Here is a 12,960-nt window from a genome sequence, read left to right as displayed (position 1 = left end):
CTCCTGCGTGGCGGCCTCTGGCCGCCGCGCTCATTTTGAGTAACCGATATGAGTTCCGAGATTCCCTTCTGTAAGGCAGCTCGTACACCGGTTCGGGGGCCGGAGATGGCTGTCCCGGCCAGAAGCTGTGACACCCATGCCCACGTCTTTGCCCACTGCGCGGACTACCCTTTTGCCCTTGATCGCACTTACACACCACCAGAAGCGTCCCTTGAGGACTACCTCAAGCTGCACCGAATTCTCGGTATCGATCGGGGTGTTCTGGTTCAACCCAGCGTCTATGGCACCGATAACAGCTTGCACCTGCATGCGCTCAGGCAACTGCGAGAACAAGGGCATGACTACCGCGGTGTTTGCGTGGTCGATCCTGAAATAACAATCGCTGAACTTGAAGAACTTCATGAGGCCGGGTTCCGGGGTGTGCGGATGAACCTGTTGTTTCGGGGCGGCCTGCAGTGGAAGGAAGTGCTGAAGCTGGCGGATCGAATTGCCGGCATGGGCTGGCACCTTCAGTTTCTGATCAATGTCGCTGACTGTGATGACATCATGGACCGGGTCGCCGCTTTGCCGGTCCCGGTGGTGTTCGACCACATGGGGCATATGCCTGCAGCTCTGGGCGTGGAGGAACCGGGGTTTCAGAAATTGCTCAAGCTTCTGAAAGACAACAAGGCTTGGGTGAAGCTTTCAGGTAGCTATCGGGTGACCATGCAGGAGAAGTATCCTTATCCGGATGTAACAGCGATTGCCGCAGCATTGGTGGCCGCTAACGCAGACCGGTGTATCTGGGGCTCCGATTGGCCTCACCCCCATTTCCCCGGGCTGATGCCGGATGACACCGACTTGCTGGAAGACCTGCGGGTCTGGGTGAAGGACCCTGACATCCGGGAACGAATTCTGGTATCCAACCCGTCCCGTCTGTATGACTTTAACGACTGAGGCATTGAGCAAAAGGTTTCCGGGCGGCCCTGGCCGCCCTTTTCTACGCCCCCCCGGCCTCAGTAATGATCTTCCAGAAGCCGCCGGATCAGTCGGGTGTTGGAGTCCCGAACCGTGGGCATTTCGAAGCGAGCGCGATCGATGGCACGCTGGTCCAGTTCCGCCTGAATAATACATTCGCCGTCGTCCGCGGCCGCCAGGATCTCGCCTTTCGGACCCAAAATGCAGCTCCCACCCCAGAACCACAAATCCTCCTCATGCCCGTAACGGTTGGCCATCAATACCGGCGTGCCGTAAATCATGGCGTAGAAACTGACGTTGATTTTCCAGTTATCCTCGTTGGAAAAGTTCTCGCTTACCACTCCTGAAGCCGAATTGATCGGGGCCAGCATCAGTTCGGGTTGCTTGAGGAAAGCACAGTGGGTGAGGGCGGGGTTCCAGAGGTCCGCACATATCAGGCATGAAGATTCCCAGTGCTCGCGAAGTGCCACGTTGCCAATCTGGCTACCTGAATGGAACCATTTGCCTTCGTCCAAGCCACCATAGGTAGGCAGGTTGATCTTACGATGCACATGGATAACTCTGCCGTCCCTGAGGTAAGCCATGGCGTTGTACAGTTCACCCGCCCGGGCCCGCTCTACAAAACCTACTACAAGAGTGATGCCCTTTGCATGTTTTGCGAGGTCGAGTAGAGCCGGGTCATCACTGCGCATGGCGACACTGGGCGCATTGCGGCCCACCTGGTAACCGGTCAGGGACAACTCGGGAAACAGCAGTACTTCGGCACCGTTTTGCCTTGCTTGACTGGCGTACTCACGATGCCTTTCAAGGTTGGCCTCCACATCCAGCAGCTGACAGTTTATCTGGGCGACGGCCACATTCAGGTTGGTAATCATGTCGAACTCTCTGTGATTTGCGTGCAGATCTAAACAAGGAAGCCCCATGACCCGATAAAAGGTGCACGGGGCAGTACCGGATTTCGATCAGATCAGATCATGTTCTGCGAGGAAATTGCGGGCAACTTCTCCAATGTCTTGTCTCTCAACGTCTACCCGGGCATTCAGGCGAGCCATGACTTCATTATCCAGGAGACCTGAAAGCTTATTGAGCTGCTCCTCCAGTTCCGGATTTTCCTCCAGGGTCTCCTGGCGGATTACCGGAGTGACTGCATAGTCAGGGAAGAAATTACGGTCATCTTCTAACAGGACAAAATCAAAGGCCGGGATACGTCCGTCAGTGGCAAATACCAGGGCCACGTCAACCTGGCCCTCTTTCAACGCTGAGTAGGTCAGGCCGGAGTCCATACGCTTGATCTGATCCCTTGGCAGTTTGAAATCATAAGCTTTTGCAAACGGGCGGTAGCCATCTTCGCGGGCATACCACTCGGCGTTGCTGGCCAGTACCAATTCCTTACCGTTGTTGATGGCGGTGGCCATATCGCTGAGGGTTTCAATACCCATTGCTTCGGCTTCTGAAGCTTGCATTGCCAGAGCATAGGTATTGTTGGCATCAGACGGGTCCAGCCAGACCAGGCCCTTCTCCATGTCAAGCTCACGTACCTTTTCGTAGCCTTCCTGGCGTCCGAGTTTTTCTTTGACGTCGTTATAAACAATCAGACCGGTACCTGTGTATTCCCAGTAAATGTCGACCTGGCCATTTTCCTGGGCTGAGCGTAGCACGGCACTGCCCATGCCAGCTCGGGTATCCACATCATACCCTTCGGCACGAAGGTACTGGGCGGTCATAGATGTCAGCAGTTGCTGTTCGGTGAAATTCTTACCGCCCACCACGATGGTTTCTGCGGCTGCAACACCGCCAAAGGTCATGGAAATGGCGACGGTGGCAATGGATGCCAGTTTTTTCAGAGTTTTCATGGGTTTATGCTCCAGATGACTTTTGTTTTGTGGCGACTCCGGGTGAAGTAGCCGGTTTCTTCAATGCCCGAGCCGTCTGACACGGCTTCAGGCGCGAGATGGGTTAATGCCCCGGGGAACCATCAGAAAGGCGCATGCGGCAACCAGGATGTCCACGGTGATGGCAAGGAGCGCGGTCATCAGTGCGCCTGCAAGCATCATTTCAGTATCGAACAGGTCGATGCCGGTAAAGATCAGTTCTCCGAGGCCACCACCGCCAATCAGGAAGACCAGCGGTACCGTTCCAACGTTAATAGCCAGGGCAGTCCGGATTCCTGCAAAGATCACATTGGCTGCGTTGGGTATCTCGACACGCAACAGCATCTGGCCTGCAGACATGCCAATGCCCGAGGCGGATTCTTTCAGGTGGGCGGGAATGCCCAGCAAACCGGTGTAGGTATTTCTGACAATCGGCAAGAGGGAGGCAATAAAGAGACCGAAGACGGAAGGCACAAAGCCGATGCCCAGAAGACTCATAGACAGTGCGAGGATCGCCAGGGTGGGTATCGTCGTGCCGATATTCAGTCCCTGCATGGCCCACTCGGATACCTTTATGAAACGCGGGCGGCTCAGTACGATGCCCAGAGGCAGGCCGACTGCGATTGCGAGGCTACCTGATATGATCGTCAGCTGAATGTGCTGATTGGTCAGGTAAACTATGTCTTCCCAATAATACAGCATGCCGTCGATCAGGCCCGAACGCTGGAGGTAGACACCCAGCAGGAAGACGCCAATCAGTACCGGCAACTGAAAAAAACGGGACGTTCCGAGCCCTTTCATGGCGCCACCCGCGCGTGTTGCAGATTTTGCTCTTTAGCATGAGAGGATTTGTAAGTGGCGCCCAGATGGTGGGTAATGCCGCGCTGGGTAACAACTCCCATTAGCTTTCCATGCTCGGATACGCATGGAAGCCAGGTCGCATCGTGGGTGAACATTTTCGAGGCCACCGTGCGGAGATCATCCTCGGGACGGACAAGGGTGCGCAGATTGTAGCTGTGCTGACCACAATTGCCCTTTGTGGTGGTGGCTACGCTGCGGGACACGTAGCCTACCGGCCGCCCATCGCCGTCAACGACAATAATAGCCCGCTCGTAGCCCGCATCGGTCATGCGTTGTAGGGCTGTTGCGAGGGAATCTTCGGCAGTGACAACACTGGATTCGGTTTCAAGTACCTCCGCGACGGTAACCAGTTGCAATCGTTTTAATGCGCGGTCCCGCCCGACAAAGCCCTTCACAAAATCATTAATGGGATGCGAGAGAATATCGTCTGGCGTGTCGTACTGAATGAGCTTACCTTCTTTAAAGATGGCGATACGGTCGGCCATCTTAACCGCTTCATCAATATCGTGACTCACGAACATGACTGTCTTTTTGAGTTCCCGGTGCAGCTTCAGGAATTCGTCCTGGATTACTTCCCGGTTTATGGGATCGATCGCGCCAAAGGGCTCATCCATCAACATTACAGGGGGGTCGGCGGCCAGAGCCCTGATCACACCAATTCTCTGCTGCTGGCCGCCGGACAGCTCGTTCGGGTAGCGCTTCAGGAAAATGGCGGGGTCCATCGCGACCATTTCCAGTAATTCCGAAGCGCGCTTCAGGTAACGGCTTTTGTCCCACCCAATCAGCTTTGGCACGATTGAAATATTTTCCTCGATGGTCATGTTCGGAAACAGCCCTATCTGCTGGATCACATAACCAATGCTGCGGCGCAGAGACACAGTGTCCTGCTCGCTGGTGTCTTTTCCGTTGATCAGGACCCGTCCAGATGTCGGAGTGATAATCCGGTTAACCATTTTGAGGGTGGTTGTCTTGCCACAACCTGAAGGCCCCAGGAGAACGCAGATCTCTCCCTGCGGTACTTCCATGTTGATATGGTCGGCGGCACTGACCACGCCGCGGTCTGTATCAAAAATCTTGGTCAGGTTGTCGAGTGTAATCATGTTTCGTTTCCCGATTTTTGTTTTTGCGAGAGGTTAGAGGCCCCTGGGGGTCAATTTGCGCTGCAGTAACAGTAGAGATCGATCAGCGATGATAGCCAGCAGACTGACTGCAATGGCTCCAACCACCAATTGTCGGGGATCGCTCTGGGATATTCCCCGACTGATCAGAACGCCAAGTCCGCCGGCGCCAATATAAGCGGCAATAGCCATTACACCGATATTCATCACTACCGCTGTTCGTACACCCGCCATGATCAATGGCACAGACAGCGGGATCTCAACCTTTTGCAGGCGCTGGCCGCTGGTCATACCGATGCCACGGGCAGCCTCCCGAAGGCCCGGGCTGACATTATGGATCGCAGTGTAGGTGTTTCGTATGATGGGGAGTTGGGAGTAAAGCAACACTGCGATGACCGCAGGCAAGTACCCGATACCATGCCCTATGGTGGACAATATTGGGATCATGATCCCGAATAGCGCGATTGAAGGGATGGTAATCAGGATCGAGGCAACATAAAGCACGACCGTTGCAACTCGCTCATTCTGGGTAATCGCGATGCCAATCGGGACGCCTGTCAGGGTTGCCAGCCCTACGGCGACTCCCACCAACGCGATATGCTCCAGGGTGAGCTTGCCAAGCAGGTCAAGATTGGTCATAACGAAATCAAGAATTTCCACAGCGGAGCCCTTTTTGTGAGTTGTAGTAGGCAGAAGTCCACGTTTTCAAACACAGTAAATCAGGTGGGAGTGAGCAGCACTTTAAAGAAAGCGTCGTTAAAGTGAACAATAGCGACTGAGGCTAACATCAAGATTGAAAAATCAACCTGCCTGAAGTGGGACTTTAAAGTTGCCGATAACGATTGATTTTGGCTTACCGGGACTTTTATCTCTGTTGATGACGCTGCTTGGCAAGCCTGCGCCCAGGATTGTTGAATGAACCGATGTTTCACAGGCTTCGTCGACTCCGGAAGTCGAAGTAGCAGTGTGCTGGCAGGACTCAGGTAACGTCCTTCGATCAACTTTTCCAGTACTTGTTCGGTCAGGACGAGCAACTGTAATGGGACAGTCCACCGACTTCGAATAACCTCGACGGCTTCAGCCTGTAGTATTTTCCCTCGATTGCTTTCGATTGTTCGGCGTATGGCTGCGTCATGACTTGCTGCAACTCCCGGAGTGGAGCGTAGTTGCCCTTGGACGCCTGCTGATAAGCGGGTGCAACAAACCACTCCCGCATACTGTATTTTGGGTTGACGAGTTTCATCTGGTTGGAAAGCTCCTCGCGAGAACGGGACGGCAAAGAGTTTGCGTCGGTGAGGCTACCGATGCCAGTGAGCCTTTGCCATTTGGCGAGCCATGCTGACCAGCGCTTTTCCATCCTTTCGGAGGCTGCCTCTTGCTTCAATGATCTTAACGCCCCTGTACTATTCAGTTCTTTATAAAAGCTTTTCTTGAGGGGGCCGATGTCGTCAGGCACGGTCGAGAGCTCGCGGAAAAAGATGGTGTAATCCACGGGCGTTTGCACCATCAGCGTTTCAAGCTCGCTGAACAAGTCTGCGTGAAACGCATCAAGCCCAAGTTTGGCAGCCCACATCGCTTCCATTTGCGCCTGCATCACCTTTGAAAAATCGCTTCGAATCTCGTCGAGCTGCCACAGGCAGTCCTGATGCGCGGTCAGCAACGGCCGTAAAGCCGAACAGAACATCTGGAAGTTGCGCTCTGCCGCCGCCGGCTGGTTCAGGAACGAGAAGTGATGCCCACCGCCTGTCCATGGCTGGTAGAGGGGGTTGAAGACCTCGCAGAAACCGAATGGTCCGTAGTCGAGTGTGAAGCCACCGACCGCGCAGTTATCACTATTGAAGTTGCCCTGGCAGTAGCCGACGCGGATCCAGTTAGCCACCAGAGAAGTGAGTCGGCTGCGGAACTCGCGCGCAAGCAATACCACCTTTTTTTCGATGTCCAGTTTATGGTCGATGACGTCACCGTATTCTCGATCAATCAGGTGCAATACAATCTTTTCCAGCTCTTCCATCGCTCTGGGGTGTGCTTTATTCCGGGCACGACGGGCGAAGAGTTCGACTTGGCCCACCCGGATGAACGAGGGGGCAACGCGCGTAGAGATGGCAACCGGCTCTGAGATCAGCCGGTCTGGATTCAACGAACGCGAGCCTTCCGAGTACCACGGACGCTTAACTTTCTCCGTTGTCGAAACGTACAGGCTCAGAGACCGGGATGTTGGCACCCCGAGCGCATGCATATGCTCCTGTGCCAGGAATTCCCGCACACTCGAGCGCAGAACCGCCCGGCCGTCGGCGCCGCGGCAGTATGGCGTCCGGCCGGCACCTTTGAGTTGCATTTCCCATCGCCGACCGTTGATGACGGCTTCAAGCACGGAGATTGCCCTGCCGTCGCCGTATCCGTTGCCGGTCTGGAACGGGCACTGCTGGTTATATTCGGTGCCATAGATGGAAAGGGCGTAACCACAGGCCCAGCCGACCTTGCGCATTGGTTCCGGAACGGATGAAAGGTCGCCAGAGAACACGCGGACGAAGTCAGCCGACTGCGCCATGCTGTCGGCGAAGCCGAGTTCCTGAAACAGGTCCTGGCTGTGGGCGACGTAATCGGGGGCTTCGATTGGCGTAGGATCGACGGGGACATAGTGACCGGTGAAGACCTGGCGCGGGGCGTGGTCATTTCCGCCAGCATTCGCGTCGGGGTCGCAGTTCAGACGATCCATCAGCGAATAGTCTGCCAATTGTGCGAGGTCTTCAAGGGTCGTAACGATAGAGATAGTTTCCCGGGGCAGTCGGTTTTTCATACGGACGTTCTCGTTGATTTCGAAGTGGGCCATCTGATCAGGGCTGTTAACGACGGACCGGCGCCATGCCCAGGTGAGCGCCGCCGTCGATGAGGATGGTTTCCCCGGTGGTCAGGTCGCCCCCGATGATCAGGCCGAGGCAGACGTCGGCTACGGTTTCCGGTGAGGCGGTATCGTGCAGGGGCGAGGCACCCTTGGTCTTCTCCAGTAACACGTCGTACTTGTCTTCGCCCAGGCCTTTTTTCAGCCATTCACCCTGTACGAAACCGGGACAGACGGCATTGACCCGGACTTCCGGGCCCATGATCCGGGCCAGGGAGCGGGTCATGGTTACCAGAGCGCCCTTCGAGGCGGCATAGGCAATGGAACTGCCGATACCAGCGAGACCGGCAATGGAAGCCATGTTGATGATGTGCCCGGAACCATTGGCCCGCAGGGCTTTCTCGGCGGCACGGGTCATCTGGTAGGGCCCCACGGTATTGACGGCGTACAGGTCGAGGAAGTCCTGTTTGTCGAGGCCCTCGAGGTTGGCGTGATCACAGAATTTGGTAGTGCCGGCGTTGTTTACCAGGATATCAACACGGCCCAGCTGGTCCAGGGTGGCGTCCACCAGGGCGCGGCAGTCGACGTCTTCCGCCACATCGGCACGCATTACCAGGGTTTTTACGCCGTGCTTCTCGCAGTCGGCGGCTACTGCCCGGGCGCCGTCCTCATTGTTACTGTAGTTGATCGCCACGTGGCAGCCGTGTTCGGCAAACAGGCGGGCGATGGCGGCGCCGATACCGGAGGAGGAGCCGGTGACAATGGCGACGGAATCTTTGAGTTTCATGGCAAGTCCCTTCCTGTGGTTGTTGGTTTGCAGAGGTGGCGCAGGATTCATCCATGAAGTCTGAAAGCGGTATCTTCTCTCGATCTAGGGATCACATCAATTGCTGTCGGTACCTGGTGGATTGAAATCAGGCCAGCAGGTGCAGGCCTGATCAGGTAATCGGCAATCGAAGCGGGGGAACTCAAATAATCACCCAAAAAATGAAAACGTAACTTATTGAGTGGAAACGTTTTTATAAAAAGTGAATGAGCGCAGTCTTACTTGAAGAAACCTCCGCTAAGATACTGTATTTGCACATAAACCCTGTTCCTGTGGCTCGTTCTGCAACTCCGTTCACGCCGGTTCGATTCCGGCCTGCGCCTCCATTTTTAAACGATTAAAATCAAAATCATACCTGTACTGATTTTAGTTGCATTCCTGGCCCAAGAAACCCGGATTAAACCCGCAATATCATTACGCTCGTCACGAACTCAGCATCGCGTATTCAGTACTTTTTAGCGAGCGCAGGGCAGAGAAGCACTGTTTTGAAAAGACCATCAGTTAAAGGTCTCGCAGTAGGTGAACGAATTAGCCAGACGGGACACTGGCACAACCGCCAACTCTGGATCCTGAAGAACCACACTGTCCGTCTGTTACCGCACATACGGAAATCGGCAGTTTCTGATAGCGTGTTTGCGAACAGATTGCTAAGCATGCCGAGTATCACGGAGGACGCCTCTCATGATAAAGCTGGTGCAATTGATCCAGAGCGAAATGGAGCAACTGCCTGAAGACTGGCAAGAAGCCGCGCTGGACATTAACGGGAATCGTGGCAGCGATCATGTCATACAGGCCCTGCCAATAGCCCACCTGGTACAGGAACTCCGGCGCCGGGTTATAAGAGCCTCGATCGCGCAGAGCGAAGCAGAGCGCCTGTTGTTGAGCAGAGAGCTGGATGATGCCCTCAGGGAGGACCAGCTGGAGGTTTACTACCTGCCTGTAATCGACATCAGCACTGGTACCATAGCGAGGGCAGAAGCTTTGCTCCGTTGGAATCATCCGTACAAGGGACTGTTGACTCCGGCTGCTTTTCTCGGGATTGCCCAACAAAACGGTATGGCAAACTGCATTACCCTCGACGTACTGGAACAGTCGATTACCTGTTCAAATCGGTGGCGGGACCTGAGTGACAAGGCCTTTCCCATCAACATCAACGAATCACCGGCCTCGTTTGTTACCCCAGACCTTATGGACCAATGGCGGGCGCGGCTGACAGAAATTGGCCTCAGTGGGAGCCACATTAGCCTGGAACTGTCGCCGACTTCCCTTAACAACATTCATGCCTGCGCTTTCAATCCAGTCAGGAGCCTGGGTCTGGCAGGTTTGCGGCTACACCTGGCAATCGATCAGTTGGGTACCGAACCGTCTGCATTTGAAGGCCTTCAGGAGTTCAAGGCGGACTGTGTCAAGGTAGACAGAGAGCTGATTAATGACGCCGCGCAGGGTGGTGACAGCGACCGCATACTGGAGAGTACAATCGCCATAGCCCATGCGATAGACGCCCAGGTAGTTGCAGAAGGCGTTGAAAACGATGAGCAGTTGCAATACCTCTCCCGTTGCGGCTGCGACTATGCCCAGGGCTTCCAGGTTTCGATGCCTCTGCGCCAGGATGACTTCGAGGTATTGCTGGAACGGAATCGCCAGAAAGAGACTGCTTGACGTCGTTCGCTTCAAGGCCTGTTTTCCGGATCTTTACTAAACAAAAATAATACCCAAAGATGGTATTTAAAAAATACCGCAATAATTTTCGTTATGATAACGTCGATAACGGCTCTGATGTTCTGCTAAAATGACTCGCTTCCCTCAAACTGTCCGGCCGATCGGGCCCACTTCAAATAATCTGGTTTTTAACCGAGAAACCTGCTTTTTATGGCAAATAAAGACTTTATTATCCAGCGCATTTACATTTATGCCGGGCGGGAGTTCGATCCCATTGTGGATAAACAGGTGGTGGAGGTTTTGCGGTCAAAATTCGATATTCACCTGCCACAGAGAGCATCAGTAAATCAGTCGCTGGCATCAGCCATAAGCGATCATGAAATAATACGTCTCATATTACAGTACCGGACAATAGAGTAAGAGCCTCATTTGATTATTTACTGCAACAATATTTTCCTGTTTCAGGCATAATAGGCCACTGAAGTTAACGAACAAACCAACGATCAATCCGGAGAGCATAATGAGCAATAAACTCATAAAAGACACAGTTACTACCGCTAAAATTGAAGAGCAGACTGCTGCGTTTTTAAAGTCTGGCGGGTCTGTTGAGTATGTAGGCAAGGGTAAAAGTGGGCAAATTGTCTCTGCAGGTTCCAAGCAGATTAACCTGAAAAGTGGCCGATAAGTTTAACGACAGATACCGAAAACAGCTGATAAGTCTATCAAATAACGTCTTTTGCTTCGGATACGGATGATCTCAACAAGATCGTTCGTTGATCCGCCTTCCTTCTATGCACGCTCCATGTATCCCTTGTATGAGAAGTTTACCCCTTCTTCGGGCTTTCGTTGTGTCGGAATTCAGTATCTCAGCTATCATAATTACAAAGACAACTTTCCAGCAGGCTTGATCTTTCAGCAAAAAAGCGTTTCTGGATGGCTAAAGGACAGTTGAATGAGCGACGGGGAAACCAATCGGGACACTTCCTCCGAAAAGAAAGCCAGGGAGGCCGCAGATGAGCAGGAGTCTCGCGCCAAGGCCCAGGATCGCGAATCCCGTGAACAGACACCGACATCGAGCGAAAAGTCACTGACTCCGAAAGAACGGGATGCCGTCGCTGAACATGGCAAACTATCGTCGCTGACTGTCTACTCCATCATCATGCGCGAGGGCGAATCGGAGCTACAACGCCCGAAAATTTCGCTCTGGTGGTCGGGTGTGGCAGCGGGCGTCGGGATTTCCACCTCGGTCCTCGTCGAGGGAATAATCCGCTCCAATCTGGGCTCATATCATCCCTACCTGATGTTGATTGAAAGCCTGGGCTACTCGTTCGGGTTTGTCCTCGTGATCCTGTGCCGGCTTCAGCTGTTCACCGAGAACACCATCACCGTCGTGCTGCCGGTTCTGGCCCAACCGACTCGTAATCGGTTCTATTGCACTGCGCGCCTTTGGGCAATTGTCCTCGCGGCGAATTTGTGTGGCACGTTTATTACCGCCGCCATCGTTGTCCACGGTGGCATCCTTTCCGCGGACACCTTCGTGGCGATTCTGGAAATATCGCAACACCTGGCTACGTTGACGCCGGCCGAAACACTTTTGCGCGGTATTCCATCGGGCTTTTTCATAGCTGCCATAGTCTGGATGCTGCCTTCCGCGAAGGGCTCCGAAGTGCTCGTTATCGTCATGTTTACCTGGCTTATAGCAGCGGGCGACTTTACCCATGTAATTGCCGGGTCAAACGAAATTTTCACTCTGGTGCTCACCGGGGACATGAATATCTTTACCGCCATGGTCCACCATATTTCCCCGGTACTTGTCGGCAACATCCTTGGCGGTACCTGTTTGTTCGCAATGCTGGCCTATGGCCAGGTTCATGAAGAGATGTGATGCGAAACCTTGAAGCGGCGGCCTGATGTACCCAAGCAGTCCTTCGATTATTTCAAGTCACAGCGTTGATAGGCCAAGAGCGTAGCGGGCTTCTTGAGCCCGCTACGCTTCCCTCGGTCTCTGGCCGAAAATATCAGCGAAAATCTGGCTTTATACGTAGAAGTCCAGATCCTCCTGAGCTTTCAGCAGATCCCGCATCGTGATGGGGTCGTCACCAAAGAAGAACACCAGGCCCCAATGAGTGCCGAAGGCTGACCGATCCGGAACGGTCTCTTCTGTCGGCTCATGCAATTCGTGTGACACGAAATAGGGATGCTCAATGGTTTCCTTGGGCATTTCCAGCTTGCTGACTACGCGACGGCGTGGGTACACACCGAAGCAGCCCGCATAGCCTTTCGCACCCTCCACTTCCTTGGGGAAAAATGCAGCCACTTCCTCTTTCGTGCTTTTGGGATCGAATACCAGCATCGATGCCTGATAGGCGTTGAAGCCGTAGGCCATCTCGATAAGCTCGAAGGCCTTGAATCCGGGTGGCCGGTAAGCAACCTCACCAAAGTACATTTCGCCGTCTGCGGTTACAAAGTACTCGGGGTGAATCAGGCCGAACTTGATATCAAAGGTCTTGATCAGCAATTCGATCTGCTTGGTAATGGCGTGGCGCCAGCTCTCGAGTTCCTTTGTAGCGGGCACGAACACAGAGTAGCCCAGCGTTACATACTCGGAAATGTTGAGGAACTGGATCTTGCCATCGTGGATCCACGCTTCAACCGCAAATTCCCAGCCACTGAGATGGCTTTCCATCAGCAGGGGGTATTCCTCGTCCGGAATCAGGTCAATTTCTTCCAGCGTGCGGATCATCCGGTGGCCAAGGCAACCGGCCTTGTCGAAGGCCTTGACGTGAATCGGGTCGTCGGGGTCACCGTCCAGTTTGAGCAGAGTCTGGT

The 12,960-nt window shown here is 54.0% G+C and carries 11 protein-coding genes and 1 pseudogene; 4 read left to right on the top strand and 8 right to left on the bottom strand.

Annotated features, from left to right (window positions below):
- Positions 1-48: 48 nt before the first annotated feature.
- On the top strand, positions 49-936 hold the full coding sequence (locus tag DIT72_RS12115; RefSeq protein WP_135955515.1) for an amidohydrolase family protein: 888 nt from the start codon (positions 49-51) through the stop codon (positions 934-936).
- Positions 937-995: 59 nt separating this feature from the next.
- Here DIT72_RS12115 and DIT72_RS12110 read toward each other — a convergent pair whose 3' ends face one another.
- From DIT72_RS12110 to DIT72_RS12080, 7 genes are all read right to left on the bottom strand, one after another.
- Positions 996-1,832, bottom strand: a complete 837-nt coding sequence (locus DIT72_RS12110) for a nitrilase-related carbon-nitrogen hydrolase (protein WP_135955514.1) — start codon at positions 1,830-1,832, stop codon at positions 996-998.
- 87 nt (positions 1,833-1,919) lie between these two features.
- Positions 1,920-2,810, bottom strand: coding sequence for a glycine betaine ABC transporter substrate-binding protein (locus DIT72_RS12105; protein ID WP_135955513.1), 891 nt, complete (start codon positions 2,808-2,810; stop codon positions 1,920-1,922).
- A gap of 87 nt (positions 2,811-2,897) precedes the next feature.
- Complete coding sequence (locus tag DIT72_RS12100) at positions 2,898-3,629, bottom strand: ABC transporter permease (RefSeq protein ID WP_135955512.1); 732 nt, start codon at positions 3,627-3,629, stop codon at positions 2,898-2,900.
- The gene (locus tag DIT72_RS12095; protein WP_135955511.1) at positions 3,626-4,789 is read right to left on the bottom strand and encodes an ABC transporter ATP-binding protein; all 1,164 of its coding nucleotides are present in this window, start codon (positions 4,787-4,789) and stop codon (positions 3,626-3,628) included. The genes DIT72_RS12100 and DIT72_RS12095 overlap by 4 nt, the downstream gene beginning before the upstream one ends.
- 33 nt (positions 4,790-4,822) lie before the next feature.
- A complete protein-coding gene (locus DIT72_RS12090) occupies positions 4,823-5,467 on the bottom strand; it encodes an ABC transporter permease (protein ID WP_135955510.1) in 645 nt (214 codons plus the stop codon).
- A 361-nt stretch (positions 5,468-5,828) separates the two neighbouring features.
- The gene (locus DIT72_RS12085; protein WP_135955509.1) at positions 5,829-7,604 is read right to left on the bottom strand and encodes a protein adenylyltransferase SelO; all 1,776 of its coding nucleotides are present in this window, start codon (positions 7,602-7,604) and stop codon (positions 5,829-5,831) included.
- A 46-nt stretch (positions 7,605-7,650) separates the two neighbouring features.
- Positions 7,651-8,433, bottom strand: a complete 783-nt coding sequence (locus DIT72_RS12080) for an SDR family NAD(P)-dependent oxidoreductase (protein ID WP_135955508.1) — start codon at positions 8,431-8,433, stop codon at positions 7,651-7,653.
- A 720-nt stretch (positions 8,434-9,153) separates the two neighbouring features.
- On the opposite strand from DIT72_RS12080, the gene DIT72_RS12075 reads away from it, so the two are divergent.
- The 3 genes from DIT72_RS12075 (at position 9,154) to DIT72_RS12065 (ending at position 12,016) form a co-directional block, all read left to right on the top strand.
- Positions 9,154-10,131, top strand: coding sequence for an EAL domain-containing protein (locus DIT72_RS12075; RefSeq protein ID WP_135955507.1), 978 nt, complete (start codon positions 9,154-9,156; stop codon positions 10,129-10,131).
- Between the two features lie 520 nt (positions 10,132-10,651).
- Positions 10,652-10,816 (top strand): hypothetical protein, encoded by a 165-nt coding sequence (locus DIT72_RS18270; RefSeq protein ID WP_168355054.1) that lies wholly within the window; start codon positions 10,652-10,654, stop codon positions 10,814-10,816.
- A gap of 267 nt (positions 10,817-11,083) precedes the next feature.
- On the top strand, positions 11,084-12,016 hold the full coding sequence (locus tag DIT72_RS12065; RefSeq protein ID WP_135955505.1) for a formate/nitrite transporter family protein: 933 nt from the start codon (positions 11,084-11,086) through the stop codon (positions 12,014-12,016).
- A gap of 150 nt (positions 12,017-12,166) precedes the next feature.
- On the opposite strand, the pseudogene DIT72_RS12060 reads toward DIT72_RS12065, so the two are convergent.
- A pseudogene (locus tag DIT72_RS12060) lies at positions 12,167-12,960 on the bottom strand (carboxylate--amine ligase); the annotation flags it as partial.

It is taken from the genome of Marinobacter orientalis, assembly GCF_004792665.1.
GTDB classification, from domain to species: domain Bacteria; phylum Pseudomonadota; class Gammaproteobacteria; order Pseudomonadales; family Oleiphilaceae; genus Marinobacter; species Marinobacter orientalis.
Note: the sequence above shows the minus strand (reverse complement) of the source record. Positions and strands in the feature narration are given on the sequence as shown.

Bases quoted from the DNA above. Each gene is read 5' to 3' on its own strand.
- DIT72_RS12115 (WP_135955515.1), top strand. From the start codon at position 49: ATGAGTTCCGAGATTCCCTTCTGTAAGGCAGCTCGTACACCGGTTCGG.
- DIT72_RS12110 (WP_135955514.1), bottom strand. From the start codon at position 1,832: ATGATTACCAACCTGAATGTGGCCGTCGCCCAGATAAACTGTCAGCTG.
- DIT72_RS12105 (WP_135955513.1), bottom strand. From the start codon at position 2,810: ATGAAAACTCTGAAAAAACTGGCATCCATTGCCACCGTCGCCATTTCC.
- DIT72_RS12100 (WP_135955512.1), bottom strand. From the start codon at position 3,629: ATGAAAGGGCTCGGAACGTCCCGTTTTTTTCAGTTGCCGGTACTGATT.
- DIT72_RS12095 (WP_135955511.1), bottom strand. From the start codon at position 4,789: ATGATTACACTCGACAACCTGACCAAGATTTTTGATACAGACCGCGGC.
- DIT72_RS12085 (WP_135955509.1), bottom strand. From the start codon at position 7,604: ATGAAAAACCGACTGCCCCGGGAAACTATCTCTATCGTTACGACCCTT.
- DIT72_RS12080 (WP_135955508.1), bottom strand. From the start codon at position 8,433: ATGAAACTCAAAGATTCCGTCGCCATTGTCACCGGCTCCTCCTCCGGT.
- DIT72_RS12075 (WP_135955507.1), top strand. From the start codon at position 9,154: ATGATAAAGCTGGTGCAATTGATCCAGAGCGAAATGGAGCAACTGCCT.
- DIT72_RS18270 (WP_168355054.1), top strand. From the start codon at position 10,652: ATGAGCAATAAACTCATAAAAGACACAGTTACTACCGCTAAAATTGAA.
- DIT72_RS12065 (WP_135955505.1), top strand. From the start codon at position 11,084: ATGAGCGACGGGGAAACCAATCGGGACACTTCCTCCGAAAAGAAAGCC.